Source organism: Stutzerimonas stutzeri, assembly GCF_024448935.1.
GTDB lineage: Bacteria > Pseudomonadota > Gammaproteobacteria > Pseudomonadales > Pseudomonadaceae > Stutzerimonas > Stutzerimonas stutzeri_AO.
Genome location: NZ_JAMOIE010000063.1, coordinates 1 through 18,533 on the forward strand (window position 1 = coordinate 1; position 18,533 = coordinate 18,533).

At 57.6% G+C, this 18,533-nt stretch carries 13 protein-coding genes, 6 pseudogenes and 1 other annotated feature; of the genes and pseudogenes, 7 read left to right on the forward strand and 12 right to left on the reverse strand.

What is annotated here, in order from left to right:
• The first annotated feature begins 380 nt into the window (after nt 1-380).
• Both NA637_RS16875 and NA637_RS16880 read left to right on the forward strand, forming a co-directional pair.
• Entirely contained in the window at nt 381-1,244 is an 864-nt protein-coding gene (locus NA637_RS16875) for a BRO-N domain-containing protein (RefSeq protein ID WP_049885561.1), read from the forward strand.
• Nucleotides 1,241-2,557: an ISL3 family transposase gene (locus NA637_RS16880; protein ID WP_031761058.1), complete on the forward strand. Its 1,317-nt coding sequence runs from the start codon at nt 1,241-1,243 to the stop codon at nt 2,555-2,557. The genes NA637_RS16875 and NA637_RS16880 overlap by 4 nt, the downstream gene beginning before the upstream one ends.
• A gap of 620 nt (nt 2,558-3,177) precedes the next feature.
• On the opposite strand, the gene dmpG (NA637_RS16885) is transcribed toward NA637_RS16880, so the two are convergent.
• From dmpG (NA637_RS16885) to NA637_RS16920, 8 genes and pseudogenes are all read right to left on the reverse strand, one after another.
• Nucleotides 3,178-4,212 (reverse strand): 4-hydroxy-2-oxovalerate aldolase, encoded by a 1,035-nt coding sequence (gene dmpG, locus NA637_RS16885; RefSeq protein ID WP_256073471.1) that lies wholly within the window; start codon nt 4,210-4,212, stop codon nt 3,178-3,180.
• A 10-nt stretch (nt 4,213-4,222) separates the two neighbouring features.
• Nucleotides 4,223-4,816: pseudogene (locus NA637_RS16890) on the reverse strand (acetaldehyde dehydrogenase (acetylating)); the annotation flags it as partial.
• Between the two features lie 29 nt (nt 4,817-4,845).
• Nucleotides 4,846-5,862, reverse strand: a complete 1,017-nt coding sequence (locus tag NA637_RS16895; protein WP_032728035.1) for an IS30-like element IS1394 family transposase — start codon at nt 5,860-5,862, stop codon at nt 4,846-4,848.
• A gap of 11 nt (nt 5,863-5,873) precedes the next feature.
• Nucleotides 5,874-6,350 (reverse strand): SDR family NAD(P)-dependent oxidoreductase, encoded by a 477-nt coding sequence (locus tag NA637_RS16900; RefSeq protein ID WP_256073472.1) that lies wholly within the window; start codon nt 6,348-6,350, stop codon nt 5,874-5,876.
• Between the two features lie 37 nt (nt 6,351-6,387).
• Nucleotides 6,388-7,635 (reverse strand): NAD(P)/FAD-dependent oxidoreductase, encoded by a 1,248-nt coding sequence (locus NA637_RS16905; RefSeq protein WP_256073473.1) that lies wholly within the window; start codon nt 7,633-7,635, stop codon nt 6,388-6,390.
• A complete protein-coding gene (locus NA637_RS16910; protein WP_256073474.1) occupies nt 7,632-7,961 on the reverse strand; it encodes a non-heme iron oxygenase ferredoxin subunit in 330 nt (109 codons plus the stop codon). Before NA637_RS16910 ends, NA637_RS16905 begins: the two co-directional genes overlap by 4 nt.
• A gap of 107 nt (nt 7,962-8,068) precedes the next feature.
• Entirely contained in the window at nt 8,069-8,629 is a 561-nt protein-coding gene (locus NA637_RS16915) for a 3-phenylpropionate/cinnamic acid dioxygenase subunit beta (protein WP_256073475.1), read from the reverse strand.
• Between the two features lie 259 nt (nt 8,630-8,888).
• A complete protein-coding gene (locus NA637_RS16920) occupies nt 8,889-10,268 on the reverse strand; it encodes an SRPBCC family protein (protein WP_256073477.1) in 1,380 nt (459 codons plus the stop codon).
• Between the two features lie 742 nt (nt 10,269-11,010).
• On the opposite strand from NA637_RS16920, the pseudogene NA637_RS16925 reads away from it, so the two are divergent.
• Nucleotides 11,011-11,800: pseudogene (locus tag NA637_RS16925) on the forward strand (IS3 family transposase); the annotation flags it as partial.
• Nucleotides 11,253-11,384: a sequence feature (AL1L pseudoknot), on the forward strand. (Overlaps the previous pseudogene by 132 nt.)
• A 232-nt stretch (nt 11,801-12,032) precedes the next feature.
• On the opposite strand, the pseudogene NA637_RS16930 reads toward NA637_RS16925, so the two are convergent.
• Nucleotides 12,033-12,987, reverse strand: a pseudogene (locus tag NA637_RS16930) (AraC family transcriptional regulator).
• Between the two features lie 316 nt (nt 12,988-13,303).
• Here NA637_RS16930 and NA637_RS16935 point away from each other — a divergent pair.
• Nucleotides 13,304-14,490, forward strand: a pseudogene (locus tag NA637_RS16935) (IS4 family transposase).
• Nucleotides 14,491-14,505: 15 nt separating this feature from the next.
• On the opposite strand, the gene NA637_RS16940 reads toward NA637_RS16935, so the two are convergent.
• From NA637_RS16940 to NA637_RS25710, 3 genes are read right to left on the reverse strand one after another with little or no spacing between them, the layout of a single operon-like run.
• On the reverse strand, nt 14,506-14,931 hold the full coding sequence (locus NA637_RS16940) for a hypothetical protein (RefSeq protein ID WP_256073482.1): 426 nt from the start codon (nt 14,929-14,931) through the stop codon (nt 14,506-14,508).
• The gene (locus NA637_RS16945) at nt 14,894-16,168 is read right to left on the reverse strand and encodes an integrase core domain-containing protein (protein WP_423836743.1); all 1,275 of its coding nucleotides are present in this window, start codon (nt 16,166-16,168) and stop codon (nt 14,894-14,896) included. The genes NA637_RS16940 and NA637_RS16945 overlap by 38 nt, the downstream gene beginning before the upstream one ends.
• Entirely contained in the window at nt 16,126-16,551 is a 426-nt protein-coding gene (locus tag NA637_RS25710; RefSeq protein ID WP_167399118.1) for an FAD-dependent oxidoreductase, read from the reverse strand. The genes NA637_RS16945 and NA637_RS25710 overlap by 43 nt, the downstream gene beginning before the upstream one ends.
• On the opposite strand from NA637_RS25710, the pseudogene NA637_RS16960 reads away from it, so the two are divergent.
• The 3 genes and pseudogenes from NA637_RS16960 to NA637_RS16970 all read left to right on the forward strand — a co-directional run.
• Nucleotides 16,517-17,134 (forward strand): annotated as a pseudogene (locus tag NA637_RS16960) (alpha/beta fold hydrolase); the annotation flags it as partial. The gene NA637_RS25710 and the pseudogene NA637_RS16960 overlap by 35 nt on opposite strands.
• Before the next feature lie 98 nt (nt 17,135-17,232).
• Nucleotides 17,233-17,949: pseudogene (dmpG, locus tag NA637_RS16965) on the forward strand (4-hydroxy-2-oxovalerate aldolase); the annotation flags it as partial.
• 162 nt (nt 17,950-18,111) lie between these two features.
• Entirely contained in the window at nt 18,112-18,279 is a 168-nt protein-coding gene (locus NA637_RS16970; protein ID WP_108233661.1) for a 2-hydroxymuconate tautomerase, read from the forward strand.
• Nucleotides 18,280-18,533 lie beyond the last annotated feature (254 nt).

Consider the following 18,533-nt stretch of genomic DNA (forward strand, 5'->3'; position numbering starts at 1 on the left):
TCATTTATATCTCTTATTATTCTAAGTTAGTTATTGGGGGTATTCGGGAAAGGTTGTTGATTGAGCCTCACCCGTAGGGGGCTACAAATCGTTTTTGCATACGGGAAATCTTGTTGACACACCGCCTTGGTCGGGATACCTTCCTCCCGTCGCTGTAAGTCCAGCGGCCTGGGATTGGCGTCCCGGATTCAGAGGCGGACACAACCGCCGTTTTCGAGCGGTTTTTTTGTGCCCGCGGCATGGCTGCACCCGTTATGGGCGGGCCGTGCGTGGGGGTCGAAAGACCCGCCGGCCCTCTGACCGGTACGCCAACCCGCACGGTTCCGCTCACCCAAATTGGCGTTTGGGCGCGGAGGTCAAGCCTTCAGAGGGAAACTGCCATGCAATCGCTCACCTTCAACAACACCCAATTCGACATCGTTGATCGCAACGGCAATCCGTGGGTAAGGGCAAACCAGATCGGTTTGGCCTTGGAGTACAAGAACCCAGAGCTGTCGATTGCCAAGCTCTACCGCAGCAACGCCGAAGAGTTCAGCGACAAGATGACCGCCCTGATCGAGATGCCCACCAAAGGCGGCGTCCAGCAGGTTCGCATCTTCTCCCTGCGCGGCGCGCATCTGCTGGCTATGTTCGCCCGTACCAAGGTTGCCAAAGAGTTCCGTCACTGGGTGCTCGATGTCCTGGAAGGTGTGGCTGAGGTTCCTTCCCCCGCCAAAGAGAAGCGCGCCCCCAAGGCCCTGCCCAACGGCCTCTCCATCGACCAGCAGGACGCCATCAAGGCGCTGGTGAAAGCCCGCGTCGAGGCGCTGCCGAAGGAGAAGCAGGCCAAGGCCGCAGTGACCTGCTGGAGCGCCCTCAAGTCCAAGTTCGGCTGCTCGTACAAGAAGATCGAGTCCGACCAGTTCGCAGAGGCTGTCGGCCTGGTGGCGCGCATCGAGCTGGAGGGCGAGTGGCTGCCGAAGGCGAAAGAGGACGAGTTCGTGCTCGGCTTCTACGAAGCTCAGGAGGTCTGCCACCTGGTGCATCACGCCATCTGGTGTGTCTACCGCTGGGACAGCGGTATCGCCGCCGGCGTGAAGGCGATGAACTACCCCGTCTGGCTCAGCGCCTTCGAGCACTTCCAGGAGGCGAGCCGCTCCGCGCGCAGGATCGAGCGCCTGATGCCGGAGTTGATTGGCTACTTCCGCCAGAAGAATGGCGGCCTGCTCCCGGAGCAGTGCGCAGCAAAAGGAATCGTCGCATGACTCCCCCAAACAGCCTACTGCACCCCTTGAAGGCCCAAGTCCTGGGCTTTCAAGAGGATGAGCACGACTACCACTTCCAGGTGGAGTACCCAGACCCCGACGCCTGCCACACCTGCGGTACGGTCGGCCAGCTGGTGCGCTTCGGCAAGAAGCAGGTGAAGTTCCGCGACGTGCCGATGCACGGCAAGCGCGTGTCGCTGTGGGTGATCCGGCGCCGGTTCCAGTGCAAGTCATGCAACAGCACGTTCACACCGCCCATCTACGAGATGGCGGAGGATCACCGGATGACCCGGCGATGCTACGACTACATCATCAAGCGCTCGCTGAGCGGCACCAACGCCAAGGTTGCCCAGGACATCGGGTTCGATGAGTCGGTAGTGCGGGCTGTGATCAAGTCGCACTGCGACATGAAGGCCATCGGCTACAGGCCAACCCTACCGCGCGTTCTCGGCATCGACGAGCTGTACCTGAACCGGCAGTTCCGCTGTGTGCTGACCGACATCGAGCGGGGCACCATCCTCGACATTCTGGAGTCGCGGCAGTATCCGGTGCTTTACAACTACCTGGCCAACATGCAAGGCCGGGAGAACGTCCAGATCGTCTGCCAGGACATGTGGAAGCCCTACCGCGACGTGGCCTCGCAGTTGTTCCCCAAGGCCGCCATCGTGGTGGATCGGTTCCACATCCAGCGCATGGCCAACGAGGCGATGGAGACGCTGCGCAAGGGGCTCAAGAAGGAGCTGACCCAGCACCAGCGCCGACAGCTCAAGGGCGACCGGAAGATGATGCTGATGCGGCGCCGTGACCTGAACCCGATGCAGGAGCTGATCATCCATACCTGGTTGGATCAGTTCCCCGAGCTGGGCATGGCCTACAAGCTCAAGGAGGCGTTCTTCGACATCTGGGAGGCCACAACCGAGGCTGAGGCAAGGGCGCGCTACCAGGAGTGGCTGAACGCGATTCCAGAGGGGCACAAGTCCCACTGGAAGCCGCTGATTACCTCGATGACGAACTGGGAGCGGGAGATCTTCTCGTACTTCGGCCCAGCCCAGCGCAACACCAACGCCTTCACCGAGTCGATCAACCGGCAGATGCGCGACCTGAACAGGGACGCCAGGGGCATGTCGTTCGAGATGTTCCGGGCCAAGACGCTGTTCAGCCTGGAGCACAAGGTGAGCATGCCCAAGCCGAAGCGGGAGTCACCTTTCGTTGGCTACGCACGCCCCATGGAGCGGGTCATGTACAGCATCCCGATCTACGACCACGGCGTTTCCATCGAGGCCGTTCTCAAGGCCATCCAGGGCGCCCAGTAGGGCGTCCATCAACACGACCACCCATTTCAGCTAGCGGTGTTCGGGAAGTCCTCTAACAACAGGATTTCCCGAATACCCGAATTTCCGAACCAGGCGACATCAAAGACAGCGTCGCCGGATTCGTCATCATACCGGCCGCTCCCACATCGAATGCGGTGGCTGCTCCGCCCATCGCTGTTGAGACGGGGCCATGCCCAACGAACCTAAATACATCGCTGGTAGCCAGGACCTCTTGAGAGGTGACCACCAATACCGCTGTGCTTATTGCGCCAATCAGTATTCTCATCATTTATATCTCTTATTATTCTAAGTTAGTTATTGGTTATGACCAGACGAACACCGCACCCTTCGTATCCATCTTCGAGTTTATCGTGGCCAAGACTTTTCACTATACTTTCAGCAGAAACACGTACCGACGCACATTGCCGAAGCAATGTTTATTATTCAATATTTCGTGACCAACTAGACCAGGAATTAGGCATTACCGCAAAACGCCCGGATCATTCGCCTAGTCGCCTTGAGTATCTATCGAATATATCCAGCAGAATGAATTCGCGAACTGCCGCGTCCCAATCAAGCTTCTGTATTTTTATAAGTTTCAGAATTAATCACTCCGCGCACTAAGATGGAATTAGACCGCGGGCTTGCGCCATGGTCAGCGCCGTATCTTCGATCATATCTTCCTGGCCTCCGACCATGCCGCGCCGGCCCATCTCAACCAGAATGTCACGTGCTGGCACTCCGTATTGTTTTTCTGCCCGCTTGGCAAACAGCAGGAATGAGCCATATACACCGGCGTAACCTAGTGTGAGCGAGTCGCGGTCAATGCGGATCGGGAAATCCATCATCGGTACCACCAAATCTTCGGCTACATCCTGGATTTTGAACACATCGACACCAGTCTCGATCCCGGACCGGGAGCAAACTGCGATGAAAACTTCCATCGGCGTATTGCCGGCACCAGCACCGAGACCTGCAGCCGCGGCATCGATCCGGTTGGCTCCGTATTCAACCGCCATCAAAGAGTTAGCCACGCCCATTGCCAAATTGTGATGGCCGTGAAAGCCGAGCTCGGTTTCCGGATTGAGTTTCTCCCGCAGCAATCCAATGCGTGCTTTAACGTCTTCCGGCAACATGTAGCCGGCCGAGTCAGTGCAATAGATGCAGTTGGCTCCATAGCTTTCCATCATTAGCGCCTGCTCCAGTAGCTGCTCAGGCGATGCCATGTGCGCCATCATCAGAAAGCCGACCGTATCCATGCCTATATTGCGGGCATATTGGATATGCTGCTGCGAGACATCGGCCTCGCTGCAATGGGTAGCCACACGAATAGTATGCACACCCAGTTCGTGCGCCATCTTTAGATTGTCAACGGTACCGATACCAGGCAGTAGCAACGCAGACACCTTGGCTTGCTTCATCAGAGGGATCACCGACGACAGATATTCCTCGTCGGTATGAGCGGGAAAACCATAGTTGATTGACGAGCCGCCCAAACCATCGCCGTGCGTGACCTCGATCAACGGCACGCCAGCAGCGTCTAGTCCCCGTGCGATGCTGGTCATTTGCTCCAGCGTCATTTGGTGCTGCTTCGGGTGCATGCCGTCACGCAGTGTCATGTCATGAACGGTAATTTTTTTGCCTTTGAGTGCCATGCTTTATTCCTCACGCAGCAGTTATTTTTTGCTTATTTGTCGTCGGACCGAGTGTAAGTTTTCCGCTGCGAATTTCTTCAGCGAACATCTCCGCAGTGCGGACAGCTGCGGCAGTCATGATGTCAAGATTGCCGGCATATTTGGGCAGGTAATCACCTAGGCCCTCAACCTCCAGAAACAGAGAGATGCGCTTACCGTCAAATACCGGCCCGTTAACCAGTTTGTAACCGGGAACATATTTCTGGACTTCCTTGACCATTGCATGCACCGACGCAGTGATTCTTTCACGATCAGGTTCGGTTTCAGTCAGGCAATGCACGGTGTCGCGCATAATCATCGGCGGTTCGGCCGGATTGATGATAATGATGGCCTTGCCTTTTTTTGCGCCACCGACGATTTCAATCGCACTGCCGGTAGTACGGGTGAACTCATCAATATTGGAGCGGGTGCCGGGGCCAATCGATTTGGATGCAGTGGTGGCTACGATTTCTCCATAAGTTACAGGCTGCACACGTGACACCGCAGCGACCATCGGGATAGTGGCCTGGCCACCACAGGTCACCATGTTGACATTCATTTCACCCTGACCAACATGTTTAAGAAGGGCGGTTGCAGAAGCTGAGTGCAACACGGTTACTGGATTGAAGCAGGTGCATCATGCTGCAACGCCACTACTTCTGTCATGACCTCAATCGGGCATTTCCAATTGAAGCGCTTGCGCGGTCGGATGTTCAGTTCGTAGGCAATGGCATCCAACTGCTCCTGGCTGTACACCGACAAGTCCGTGCCCTTGGGCAGGTACTGGCGGATCAGGCCGTTGATGTTCTCGTTGCTGCCGCGCTGCCAGGGGCTGTGTGGGTCGCAGAAGTAGATCGCCACACCGGTCTTCTGGGTGATTTCCGCGTGCCGCGCCATCTCTCGCCCCTGGTCGTAGGTCATGCTCTTGCGTACAGCCAGCGGCATGCGGTTCAGCGCCGCGCTGAAGCCCTCCACCGCCGAGGTCGCCGTCGCATCGTTCATCTTCGCCAGGATCAGGTAGCCGCTGGTGCGCTCGACCAGGGTGGCTACCGCCGAGGCGTTGGCCTTGCCCTTGATCAGATCGCCCTCCCAGTGACCGGGCATCAGGCGGTCTTCGATCTCCGGTGGGCGTACGTGGATGCTGACCATGTCGGGGATCTGGCCACGTCGATCCACCCCGCCGGAGCGCGGCCGGCGGGTAGTCTTGCCCTGCCGCAGACAGATGATCAGCTCCTTGCGCAGCTCGCCGACCGGCAGGGCATAGATCGCGTTGTAGATTGTCTCGCGGCAGACGTAGGCGTCTTCGAAGCTTGGGGATTTCATGGTTCGCAGCTTGCCGGCAATCTGCTCGGGAGAAAAGCGCTGTCGCAGCAGGTGGGCGACCAGCTCGAACAACTCGTTGCCGGGCACCAGCCGTTTTGCGGGTCGACAGACCACGCGGCGTGTATGCATCAAGCGCTGGGCATCGTCTGCAACGTACTCGCCTTGAGCATTCCGGTTGCGCCGGATCTCACGGCTGACCGTCGAGGGGCTGCGGTTCATCAGCCGGGCAAGCCTGCGCTGGCTGAAGCCATTGCACAGGCCGATCTGGATCGTGACGCGCTCTGTGGCGCTGAGTTCGTGATAGGACATGGGGCAACACCTTACCGAAATGGTCGGGTGTTGCACTCAGTTTTTGCGGCCGCCCCTGCATTCGAGATCGTGCAGATCACGCTGCCTCGGCTGGCAACCAGCGCTGGCAGGCATGCCTTGACGGCGAGAATATAGCCCTTAACATTAATCTGAAATACTTCATCAAATGCTTTGTCGATACTGTCTTCAGGTAGATCGACAAGTGCCGTGTTGTAATCCCAGATAGCGGCGTTGGGGATCAGAGTGTCAATCCTCCCGAACTTGGCAATACAACGACTGGCAGCCAGTTTCTGGTCTTCCATTGAACGCACATCACCGACAATGCATACCACATCTTCGCCGTGATCAGACTCCAACTGTTGAAGCCGATCGGCACACTTATCGAGGACAGCCACCTTGGCACCTTCGGCCACGAACCGTTCCACAAGGGCATGCCCCAGTCCAGATGCGCCCCCTGTGATTAGTATAACTTCTTCTTTTAGTTTCACTTTTAAGCTCTTCTTGTTATTAAGAATAAGTCGACGTTCACTCGCATCGCTCAGCTTTAGCTTTAGCTTTAGCTTTCATAAAATCCCGCAAGTTAGAGCTAGCGTCCTGCAACTTTGTGGCCGATACAGGAATGTGATCAGCCACCAATCGGGTTGCAACGGAAAAATCCTTCGGGGCATTGATAGCCGTTGCTGCTTCAACGCGACCATCAAGAACCCTGAACTGCACCAGCGGCTGACCATTCTCGACGTTACCGCGCAAGACAACTTCTCCGGGGCCTTCGATGTCGCCAACCATCTGTATCCGATGCCCCGCAATCTCCGTCCACGAGGTTGGCACCTGAAGAGCGGGGATAGACTTGCCTAACATGGCCGCGGCGGCAGTTTCAGCCTGCATGTGGCTGTTCAGGTAGGTCTCCAGCGAGCGCTGTTCACCGGACCTCAGGGGCCAGGCTGCTACGTCACCTGCGGCGAACACTCCAGGACATGAGCTTGCACCCGTAGCGTCAACCACCACGCCGCGCTCACATGCGATACCGGCCGCACGTGCCAGCTCGTCGGCTGGTTCTGCACCGATGCTCACCAAAACTGTGTCAGCTGCTATCCGACGTCCATCGGCACAAACGACGGCATGCACGTGTCCCTCGCCCTCGAAATGCGCTGCCTGTGCGTTCAGTTCAACCCGGACACCCAAACGCTCCAACTCGTTGCGACACCAGGCCCCGGTTGTTCGGCCTAGCACTCGCAACAGCAGTTCGTCCCCGGCCTCCAGAATCGTGACGTGGGCACCGGCATTAATAGCAGTGGTCGCCACTTCGCAACCGATCAGGCCACCGCCGACAATGACCAGAGACTGGCCCGGCTCAAGCGCCTGCCTCAGCGCCTGGCTGTCGGCGCGGTCACGCAAGGTGTGGATGCCGGCCAACTCGCTTCCCGTAATCGCCATACGCCGCGCGCGTACGCCGGTGGCTAATAGCAATCGGTCGTAGGCCAGAATGTCACCGGATTCGAAAAGTACCTGGTGGTTTACCACATCAATACCGGTGACGCGCACCCCTAAATGGAGATCTATATCGGCCGATGCATACCAATAAGGATCCAGGATCGCGGGTGGTTCGACCATTTTTCCTGACAGGGTGTCCTTGGATAAGGAGGGGCGATCGTAAGCCACGTGCAACTCCTCCCCGACCAGATGGATCTTTCCCTGATATCCTTGGGCGCGAAGATAGCGAGTGGCAGTTGCGCCAGCCAAGCCAGCACCAATAATGACGATTGATTTAATCATGGCGCTAGATACCCGGCATCAAAGTCTACGAACACATCGCTGCCATCTATTCGAATCGGAAATATTTTCAGCGGTTCACAGGGCGGCGCTGCTTTTATCTTGCCCGTGCGAACACAGAACTTACCCATGTGCAGCGAGCATTCGACAACGTCACCTTCTAGGTAGCCGCCTTCGGACAATGACCAGTCACCATGAGTGCAACGGTCCTGTGTTGCGAACAACTCTCCATCGACGTTGAAAATCGCGACGGCTTCCCCCTTACTTTCAACCTTCAAGGCGTCACCGACGGGCACATCAGATACTTTACAAACCCTGGAGAAAGTCATTCTCTTTGCTCTCTTATAGCTAACTTTAATTACTGATTATACGAACAAACAACCCCCTCCCAAAACCACTCCTCTATGATTTAGGGTAAATGGCCAGCATTATTTACTTAGAAAAACTGGCTGAGATTATTCGCCGTAATCGTGCTCTGGTCGAGCAAGATCGTTCGCTTGGCAATTTTGAACCCCAGCCCGTCACTTACACGGCGCAAAATATCTCGACGCTCACCGACATAGATGTCCGTCATACGCTCCAATCGATTACGGTAACAAAGGAACGCAGAACTAACTTCCAAAGTACCAGCACTCTCAGTTTCGCGGACGATAACGTTGCTTACAATGTGCCGGCTGCGCGACGGTGGATCTTCAGACCAGTTAAGCCCCGAAACCCTTCCCCGAATGCGCGCACGCATGCTCTCATACGTCTCGTCAAAATGGGCATTGCCGCCGGGGGGCACGTACTCCATCGCCTTGTTCCGGGATGTATGAGTAGTACGAATTGGCATCCAATATTGGATGTCTTGGGTCAGTAAAGCCAGCCAGGCTTCATAGTTTTGATAATCAAGCAACTGTGCTTCGCGATAGTAGAATTGCTCAACGGCATTTTGCAATTCAAGACTGACGGGCATTTCTGGCCACTCGATGGGTTTTGTCAAATCAGCGGATGTCATAATTAGTTTCCTGTATATATGTTGGGCGACCTGCACTCGGCTCATGCAAATAGCAAATCCATAGCATGACGATTATCACCAAACGCACAGCTGTACATTTTGGAATGCACCCGAGTAAATACCCCCGACAAAGCCAGGGGTTTTCCCAAGTTAATCAATTCACTCACGCACTTCCAGTAACCAAAAAACAGGCTAAACCCTTGTCTACCAAGGTAGAAACTCGATAAAAGTGATTGCTTTTTTCGGTCACTTTATCTGCTCAAGACTTTAGCGTGTCCCAACTCGGCTCGGACATCATGCGGCTCCAGTGGTGGTAGAACCCGCGCGCAGCTTCTTCGCTATAAACGTAGCTGGTCTTTCCAGGAAAATCCGGGTTGTTTTTGTTTGGCACACCCGCCCCCATCTGGGCACAAAAAGCTCTACTTCTAGCCTTGTGGCCGCGCAACACCCGCTGAACCTCCACCCAGTTTTCGCCATCGTCCTGCTCGTAGGTCCCCCCTTGGTTGAAGGTAAAGATGTTTTTCCGACGATATTCTTCCTTGATATCTTCGGGTGCATCAGCATCCACTACGATGAAAGACCAAACTTCGACCTCATTAGGGCCACGCGGGTGCCAAGTACGGACTGTATTGATGCCAGGGAGAAATGAGCAAGTCGGAAAAACGGTCATGTGCTGAAAGACCATGCGATTAGCCGGGAGAGTTTGTCCCAGACGATCTTGCGCACGTTCAGCGGCTGGACCTTTGGTCAAGTAATCGACAACTTTAGGCCCCATCACGGCTTGCAGAAGTGCGAAATCGTCATTGAACCAGCCGGTCCCGTGCCCACCCCACTTAGCCCGGAACTGGTTTCCAGTTGACGGCAACTTTACTTGGGACAAATCCATCTCAGGTGGAAGGCTGGACAAAACACCGGCAAGATGCGCCATCGTGCCCGCATGGTACATATCGCTACAGAACTGCTCGGCGGCGAATTTCCAGTTGCAGGGGATTACCGTCTTTTGCATGCCGGTGATGACCTGAGTACCCGCCTCGGTGCGATCGAGCATCACGTCCATGTAGGGGGTTGCGTCGCTCAGATAGGTCTTCAGATCAGGCGCTTCGGCATCCCAGTTGGCAAAAATCAGACCCTTGTAGGTATCCACCCGCGCTTGCAACGGCCCCCAGTCGGCCTTGTCGAACCCGCAGTCACCCTCTTTTTTGTCACAAAAAGCCTCTTTCTCGTAGGGTACATTGACCAGATTACCGGCGGTGTCATAGGCCCACCCGTGATAAGTGCAGGTAAATGACTTGGCGTTGCCAAAATCCGAGCGTTCAATACGCATGCCGCGATGCCGGCATTGGTTTAGGAAGACCTTGATGCTGCGGTCTTTCTGCCTCACTACAATTACGGGGTCTTCACCCATGTAGGTGGTTAGATAGTCCCCGGCTTTGGGAACGTGCCCCTCGTGTCCAAGCAGCAGCCAGGATCGAGCAAAAACCCTCTCAAGCTCGATCTCATATAGATCCTGATCAGAGAAAATACGGGGGTCAAGCAACCCCTTTTCCTCATCAACGAGCGCCTTAATCTCCTCGTCAGACCAGTTTTTCACCCATTTCAAAGGGGCTTCCTGCACTTCTTTTTTTATTATTGAACTCATGACCTATAGTCTCCTTCAAGATGCTCTTGTTAGAGCAAAAAATAAGCTTCTTTATCTTGCTCACGTCGAAATCCAATACCTACGATACCGCACCCCTGCGCATCACCGTAACAAGCCGATTATCTGAAACACAGAAAGCGACCATTCAACATGCGCTCGCAACAGCCAAACTCTAAACTTTGCAGTTTGATATTGTGCTCCTTATCCTTAATCTAGCCATCCGTACGATTGTATTTAGCTCGGCCCCATTCCAGGTTTCTGCCGACACAAAACGTGTGAATGCTGATCTTGGTTGTTCAGGTATATGGATTCACGCCGCTGTTGCTTTCATTCCATGGATATCATGCTACGACGCGGAGACGCGGGGGGGTATCCGTTATTCAGCTATCGATATCCGTTTTCTTAAGATCGTCATCCGTAACAACAGGCCAGCGCTACCAAGCAAGGTACCGGCGATAGGCACTTTTCATCTAATAGCGCGCCCCGCGACTCGTTTTCACAGATGCTATTAGAACTTGGCCGGAGAATAAGAGCAGTGATGGTGCGCGCAGCAGGAACAGCCTGACCCGGAGCCCCCCCCCGTAGAGCAAGGTGCTGCGGTTCTCCTGGTCGTCCCGTTGTACGCTACCGAGTCGGGCCTCCGGCTTCCTGAACAGATAGGCACTGAACCGCCCCGACTTTCCTGAAGACTCCAACCTTTGATAGGTTGGAGCCATGACTACCTTGCAAAACGCCGACCTCAATAAAATACTCCCCTGAAGTGAGGGAGCATCAGGCTGAGTACAAATCCGAATGGGCAGCCATCTCTTCCATTGCAGCCAAGATCGGCTGTACCGCTGAAACATTGCGCCGCAGGGTGCGCAAGGTCGAGGCGGATGCCGGTGAACATGGAGGCCTGACGACATGCGAGCGGGAACGCATCAAGGCTCTGGAACGTGAAGTACGTGGGTTGCGCCAGGCCAATGAGATTCTGCGCAAGGCTTCGGCATATTTTGCCCAGGTGGAGTGCGACTGGCAGGCATTCCTGCGTCCCTTCAAACGATGAAGGCATTCATCGACGAACACCGCGAGGCCTACGGGGTCGAGCCGATCTGCAAGGTGTTGCCGATTACCCCGCCAACCGATTACGAGCATGTGGCACGTCGTGCCAATCCTGCGCGGCAAGCGGCCAGGATCCGCGCGATACAGCTCTGCGTGAGCAGATCCAGCGGGTATGGGATGAAAACTTTCAAGTCTACGGTGTGCGCAAGGTCTGGCGGCAGTTGCTGCGCGTGGGCCTGGTTGTAGTGCGTAGCACAGTGGAACGCCTGACGCGACAGATAGGCCTCTAGGGTGTGATCCGGGGAAAATCGGTCAAGACCATGATCAGTGGTCGGGCTGCATCGTGCCCTCTGGATCACCTCAATCGGCAGTTCAGAGCCGAACGCCCGAATGCGCTCTGGGTGTCGGACTTCACCTATGTTTCCACGCGGCGAGACTTTGTCTACGTTGACTTCGTTATCGACGTATTTGCCCGGCGCATCGTCGGCTGGCCTGGACCACTAATTTCCGGGACCAAACACCTAGGTAGTCGTCAACCATGTACAGCGCATGCTGCGGGCCAGCTTGATAATGTGCGCGATGCTGAAGATTGAGGCCAGACCGCAAGTGCTCAAAAACAGCCACAGTCTGTGCTGCATACCACTCACGATCTAGGTCCAGACAGCACGCTCCTGGCGGCGCGCCGGGACACGGCGAGGGCAGGCGCACCCGCGTGGAAAGAGATTAGCCGCGACGGCGCAAGGTGTCCGAGGGCAACTCGCCGAAGGTGCTCTTGTAGTAATCTGCGAAGCGTCCGAGATGCAGGAAACCGTAGTCGAGGGCGACTTCAGTAACGCTGCTTACTGCGACCTGCGGGTCACTCAGGCGAGCATAGATTGCTTCCAGCTTGCGCTGACGTATAAAGCGCTTGGGCGTGGTGCCAGCGTGCTTTTCGAACAACGCGTATAGCGAGTGCGCACTCATATGCGCCAAATCGGCCAACTGCTCAAGGCTGATACTCTGCTTAAGGTTCTTCTCGATGAGCTCTTCCAGGCGCTCGAACGACCGACAAGCGCCCCCCCAACGGCTCGCGACTGACATTGCTACCCGGCAGGCTGAGCAGCTTGCTTACTATAATCTTGGCGTAGTGCTCCTTCACCTGAAAAATAGTCTGATCAGTTTCCGCCTCCTGACAGACCAGACTCAGCAATGTAAGGAAGCCGTCCAGTTGCTCGAGGCGATGAATCGGGGCAAAGCGCACCCCCTCGCTCGGGTAACTCCACTGGTTCTCGCTGCAGACCTTGTCGATGAAGCGGGCCGGCAACTTGACAATGAACTTCTCGTAGCAGTCCGAGTAGGTCAGGTCGAACGGGGCGCCAGGGTTGAGCAACAACAACTCGCCGGGGGCAAGGCCGTGCTCCTCACCGCAGCTTCGCCACATGCAGTGCCCCTTGAGTATGATATGCAAATGGTAGAGAGCCTCTCGTTCCGGCGAAGTGATTTGCACTCGGCTGCCGTAACTCATCTGGAACAAATCCAAGCTGCCGATAGTGCGGTGTTTCAGGCTAGCCTCTGGATCACTAATGCGGCGCTGGATGACCCGGTGGACGCCCACATGCTCGTTGGCATAGTCTGACACCACACCAGGATAGGCGTTGGCGAAAACCCGGCTCTTCTCATTTAGCAGACAAAGATTCATAAGCCATTGCGCTCTTATAACTATATGCACTTAGACAATGATTCACAGAACGTGTGGAGCTTTACATTTGACAACCAATTTTTATATCTTTCACTACATTATGAACCTAGTGTCCGGGCAGGAGATATCCGTTTTCACAAGATCGCTATCCATTTTCTTTGGAAAGCGGATAGGAGCTTACTGCCTTCATAAATTCGATCGGTGTCAGAGAGATCCCCAAAAAAAGTCTTTACGAATCATAAGGATAGGTCTTGAAGATACCTGCATGGGCGGGCACGGTGGTTGTCGCCAAACATAGCCACCACACCCGTTCCCCATGCAGGCCGTCCAACTTTTACATACCGCGTTCGCTCAAGCACTGCCGACCATTCACGCTCGTCGCCTGGCCGCACTCATGGTTTGCGTCAGCGCCTTGCTACAAGGTCAGCGCCTGACCCTGACGGCGCTGGGGCGCTCGTTGCCGGGGCAAGCATACCCCAAGCACGCCATCAAGCGTGTGGATCGCCTGCTCGGCAATCCACCCTTCAGTCCGAACAGTTGCTGTTTTACTGGGCCATGCTGCGCGCCTTGCTGGGCACCCTGAAGCAACCATTGATCCTGGTGGATTGGTCACCGATCAATGCCGAGGCCAACCTGTTCCTGCTGCGCGCAGTGATCCCTCTGGCCGGCAGGACGTTTCCGGTCTACGAGCGAGTACATGACCGCGATAGCTGCCTTCAGCAACAGCGTGTACTGCTCGATGCGCTGGAAAGTCTGCTGCCAACTGGCTGCGTTCCGGTGCTGGTCACCGATGCGGGTTTCCGTCGGCCCTGGTTTCAAGCTGTGGAGGCTCGCGGCTGGCACTATGTCGGGCGAGTACGTATCAGCGATCTGTATCGCACGCCGACGGGCGACTGGGAAACGATCAAACAGCTGTACAAACATGCCGGCCCGACACCAAAATCGCTCGGCTGGGTAGAGATGACCCGCAGTGCGCCGCATCGTATCCGCCTGTACTGCGTTCGCCAGGCGCCGAAGGGGCGCAAACACCGCCGGGTGACCGGGCGTATTGCGCGCAGCAAGCACAGCAGGCAGAACGCCAGCCGGGAGCGAGAGCCCTGGCTGCTGGCGAGCAACCTACCGAATTACACCGCCCGCACGGTAGTAGGTCTCTATCGCAAGCGCATGCAGATCGAGGAGGGCTTCCGCGGCGTGAAGAGCCTGCGTTTCGGCTTCGCCCTGGACCTGCACCGCACGCGCTGCCCGCGCCGCATCGAGATTCTGCTGCTGATTGCGGCGCTGGCCTGTTATGCCCTCTACCTGGCCGGCCTGTATGCCAGGCAATCCGGAGAAGCGCGCCGCTACCAGTCCAACAGCGTCAAGACAGAGCATGTTCTGTCACTGTGGCGAATCGGCCTCGAATACCTGAGGCGGCACGCCTGGGCGCTCCCCCGGCATGTGCTCGTCGGTATCGAGTACCGGCTGCGTGACGAAGTACATCAGCAGGCACAGGTACGGGGGTAGATTTGTGGGGATCCCTCAGGGTCTGGCCGGTGTGACGGAGTTGTACTTTTCGACCATCTGGCGAGCCTCTTTGAGCAACCCTATGCCGTTGGCGTATCCCTGCTTCCCGGCCTCACTTACCCAGTCTCCGTCTAGACTGCGAGCGAGCTCCATCCACCGATTCTGCTCTTGGGTATCCAGGACCATGACATCGTTATTTTTCTCATATGCAAGTCGATGCCCCGCATCCGTTCCATAAGTATCCCATAGGCGTCCTGCATACCCCGAAAGCGTGCGTCCGCTGTTGGCGTCGATGATCTGCTGGAGGTCGGTAGGAAGGCTATCATAGCGAGCCTTACTCATAGCCAGCACTAACGCCGAATACATCAACTTTGGCATTTCTGGAGCTGTTCCCATGTGAAACCTAGGTGTGTGGTCCCGGAATGAGGTGGTGCGGTTCAAGCTTGAAGCGATCCGGCGTTCGAGTCCAGGCATCGCAGATCGTTTTGAACGGGGTACGCCACCTCAGGGCTTTCAGGTGCTTGGCAAAGTTGTATGCCGTAACGAAGGCCCGCACATGGGCTTTCAGCGCATCGAAGTCCGGGTAGTGGAATGACTTGATAGTGGCTTCTTTCACGGTACGGTTCATCCGCTCGACCTGTCCGTTGGCCCACGGGTGATAGGGCTTGGTGAGCTTGTGCTTGATGCCATGCTCCCGGCAGACACGGTCGAAAATATGCCCACCAAAGCGATTAGTTTGGCCGTTTCGATACCGTGGCTGTTCAGTAAATGCCACGCCGTTGTCCGTGAGGACGGTGTGAATCGTGTAGGGGTAGACCGCCACCACCTCCTCGAGAAACGCCGCTCCGTTCTTTTTTGTCGCAGCATCGAAGAACGCCACATGGGTGTACTTGGTGACGCGATCAATCGCCAGGAACATGTGCTGTTTTCCCTGTTCCAGGCGGAGTTCACAGCTGTCGATGTGCAGGTAGCCAATTTCGGTTGGCGCAAATTTTCCACGCTTTGCTCCGTCCAGGTCACTACTGGGCAGCCTGCTGATGCCGTGGCGCACAAAGCAGCGATGCAAGGCACTACGTGTCAACTGGGGGAGGATTTCGCGCACATGCCCCAGCAGGTCGTCCAGTGGAAGCAGGGTACGGCGCCTGAACTCGACCACCATCGTTTCTTCAGCATCCGAGAGCTTGGCGCTACGCGGCTTGGCAGGCCCCATAGGCTTGTCAGCTGTCGTCGAGCGCGAGCGCCACTTGGCCAGGGCGTCGTAGGCTTCGAGCAGCTCGGCGAGGTTGCCGGCATCGGCCCGCGCATCGCCCAGCAGGCGGGCGAGGAAGTAGGCGTCCTCAAGCCCTTGGCCGGCACCGGCGCCCTGGTGCGGCAGTATGGCGTGGGCGGCATCGCCGATCAGGGCGACCCGGCCGTGCACGTAGCCCGGCAGCTCCGCCAGGTCGTGCAGTGCCCAGAGGGTTGGCGCCGGGATGCACTCCAGCAGGACGCGCGCCGCGTCACCCCAGCCGGTGAAGGCGTCGAGCATCTCGCGCTGGCTCGTCTCGCGCACCCAAGGGGCATCCGCGGGCCAGGTGGGCTCCGGCTGACTGCGGTCGGAGATGAAGGCCACCACGTTGATGATGCGGCCATGCTTTACCGGGATGGTGAGGATATGGCCGTCGAGCCCCAAGTACATCTGCGGCACGTCCACCAGGTGCTCGTCGATGCCGTGGGCCCGATAGGCTTCGCGCAGGCGCGGGTACCGGTGAAGCGTGGCGCCTGCGGAGCCACGCCCAGCCCCTCCAGGACATGGCTGCGCAGCGCGGACTTGATGCCGTCGGCGCCGATCAGCAGGTCACAGCGGTAATCCGTGCCTTCAGTGAACAGCACGCGCACCTCGTCGCCCTGCTGCTCGACCTGGGTGGCGCGCTTGCTGAATTGGGCGATACCTTCAGGCAGTTGGGTAACCAGCGCGTCGAGGAAGTCCGCCCGGTGCACCGAGGACCGGCCCACGCCGGTAGCGATGCTGGCCCCCAGGTAGCCGCAGTACAGCCAGCAGCGCTGGGTCGAACATGCCATCGGAGTGCTCGACGCCCTCGGCATCGCCCAGGCCGACATCGTCGGCAACTCGTTCGGCGGCGGCCTGGCGCTGGCCATCCTTCACCCCGAGCGCGTGCGCCGGCTGGTGCTGATGGGCAGCGTCGGCGTGAGCTTCCCGATCACTGCCGGCCTGGAAGCGGCGTGGGGCTACACCCCGTCGCTGGCCAACATGCGCCAGCTGCTCGACGTGTTCGCCTACGACCGCAATCTGGTCAACGACGAACTGGCCGAGCTGCGCTACCAGGCCAGCATCCGTCCGGGCTTCCAGGAGTCGTTCTCCGCCATGTTCCCGGCGCCGCGCCAGCACGGCGTCGACGACCTGGCCAGCAAGGAGGCCGACATCCGTGCCCTGCCCCACGAGGCCCTGGTCATCCACGGCCGCGAGGACCAGATCATCCCGCTCGAGGCCTCGCTGACCCTCGCCCAGTGGCTGCCGCGCAGCCAGCTGCACGTCTTCGGCCAGTGCGGCCACTGGACCCAGATCGAACATGCCGGTCGTTTCGCCCGTCTGGTCGAGGACTTCCTCGCTGAGGCCGACATCTCTCGGGAAAAATTCGCATGAATCAAGAGCTGATCAACCAGCTCGGCGAGGATCTCTACCAGGCAATGCTCAGCCGCGAGCCCGTGGAGCAGCTGGAGCCGGTCAAGGCCGGCGACTTCATGCGCGTCGCCACCCACTGCACCGAGGCCGACGTCTCCGAGCAGCACATCGGCATGGCCGCCAAGATGGGCGTCGACACCGTCGGCTTCCTGATGATGGCGCACATGACCAGCCCCGAGAAGATCCTCGAGCAGGCCCGCCTGATGGAAAGCTACGGCGCCAACTGCATCTACTGCACCGACTCGGCCGGCTACATGCTGCCCGACGAGGTCAGCCAGAAGATCGGCATGCTGCGCGCCGAGCTGAACCCGGCCACCCAGGTCGGCTTCCACGGCCACCACAACATGGGCATGGCCATCGCCAACTCGCTGGCCGCCATCGAGGCCGGTGCCGTGCGCATCGACGGCTCGGTGACAGGCCTCGGCGCCGGTGCCGGCAACACCCCGCTGGAAGTGCTCTGCGCCGTGCTGGCGCGCATGGGCGCCGAAACCGGCATCGACCTGTACAAGATCATGGACGTCGCCGAGGACCTGGTGGTGCCGCTGATGGACCAGCCGATCCGCGTCGACCGCGATGCCCTGACCCTGGGCTACGCCGGCGTGTACAGCTCGTTCCTGCTGTTCGCCCAGCGCGCCGAGAAGAAGTACGGCGTGCCGGCCCGTGACATCCTCGTAGAGCTTGGCCGCCGCGGTACCGTCGGTGGCCAGGAAGACATGATCGAAGACCTGGCCCTCGATATGGCCAAGGCCCGTCAGAACCTGAAGGTGACTGCATGAACCGTACCCTGCCCCGCGAACAGGTGCTGGCCCTCGCCGAGCACAGCGAGCACCTCCCGACCGGTATACCTTCATCATGACCGGCAGCATCACTACCCGCTTCGTCTGAGCCCCCTTTCGCCCCAGCCTCTGGCTGGGGCTTTTTTACCGAGGAATCATTACATGCCGATTGTCCAGATCCATATCCTCGAAGGCCGCAGCGGGGAGCAAAAGGAAACGATGATCCGTGAAGTCAGCGAGGCAATCTCGCGCTCACTGGGTGCACCTATCACCAACGCGCGGGTGATCACCAATGAGATGCCGAAGGGGCACTTCGGCAGTGGTCATTGAGGGTGCCCAACGCAGCAGTGCCGGCAGCCGCCCACCCTTATAAGGACGGAGCCATCGACTAATAATGAACCAGTCTCCAACAGCAGCAACGGCCAGCGGCAGGGCGGCCTGAAAGCCTGTCCCAGCCACGCCATCCTGCCCCTCCTCCCCCCTGTACTGGTAATCCACCACCTCTCGTTCCCGATCAGGAATAATTCACCAGTGCATCAGCCTAAACACTCATAATTTTCCCGATCAGGAAGATTAGCTTGCAT

What these genes read in the sequence shown, in the direction of transcription:
- NA637_RS16915 (WP_256073475.1), bottom strand. Translation starts at nt 8,629, where the DNA reads ATGACATCCGCTGATTTGACAAAACCCATCGAGTGGCCAGAAATGCCC.
- NA637_RS16920 (WP_256073477.1), bottom strand. Translation starts at nt 10,268, where the DNA reads ATGAGTTCAATAATAAAAAAAGAAGTGCAGGAAGCCCCTTTGAAATGG.
- NA637_RS16880 (WP_031761058.1), top strand. Translation starts at nt 1,241, where the DNA reads ATGACTCCCCCAAACAGCCTACTGCACCCCTTGAAGGCCCAAGTCCTG.
- NA637_RS25710 (WP_167399118.1), bottom strand. Translation starts at nt 16,551, where the DNA reads ATGGCATGTTCGACCCAGCGCTGCTGGCTGTACTGCGGCTACCTGGGG.
- NA637_RS16905 (WP_256073473.1), bottom strand. Translation starts at nt 7,635, where the DNA reads ATGATTAAATCAATCGTCATTATTGGTGCTGGCTTGGCTGGCGCAACT.
- NA637_RS16895 (WP_032728035.1), bottom strand. Translation starts at nt 5,862, where the DNA reads ATGTCCTATCACGAACTCAGCGCCACAGAGCGCGTCACGATCCAGATC.
- NA637_RS16910 (WP_256073474.1), bottom strand. Translation starts at nt 7,961, where the DNA reads ATGACTTTCTCCAGGGTTTGTAAAGTATCTGATGTGCCCGTCGGTGAC.
- NA637_RS16970 (WP_108233661.1), top strand. Translation starts at nt 18,112, where the DNA reads ATGCCGATTGTCCAGATCCATATCCTCGAAGGCCGCAGCGGGGAGCAA.
- NA637_RS16875 (WP_049885561.1), top strand. Translation starts at nt 381, where the DNA reads ATGCAATCGCTCACCTTCAACAACACCCAATTCGACATCGTTGATCGC.
- dmpG (WP_256073471.1), bottom strand. Translation starts at nt 4,212, where the DNA reads ATGGCACTCAAAGGCAAAAAAATTACCGTTCATGACATGACACTGCGT.
- NA637_RS16945 (WP_423836743.1), bottom strand. Translation starts at nt 16,168, where the DNA reads ATGTACTTGGGGCTCGACGGCCATATCCTCACCATCCCGGTAAAGCAT.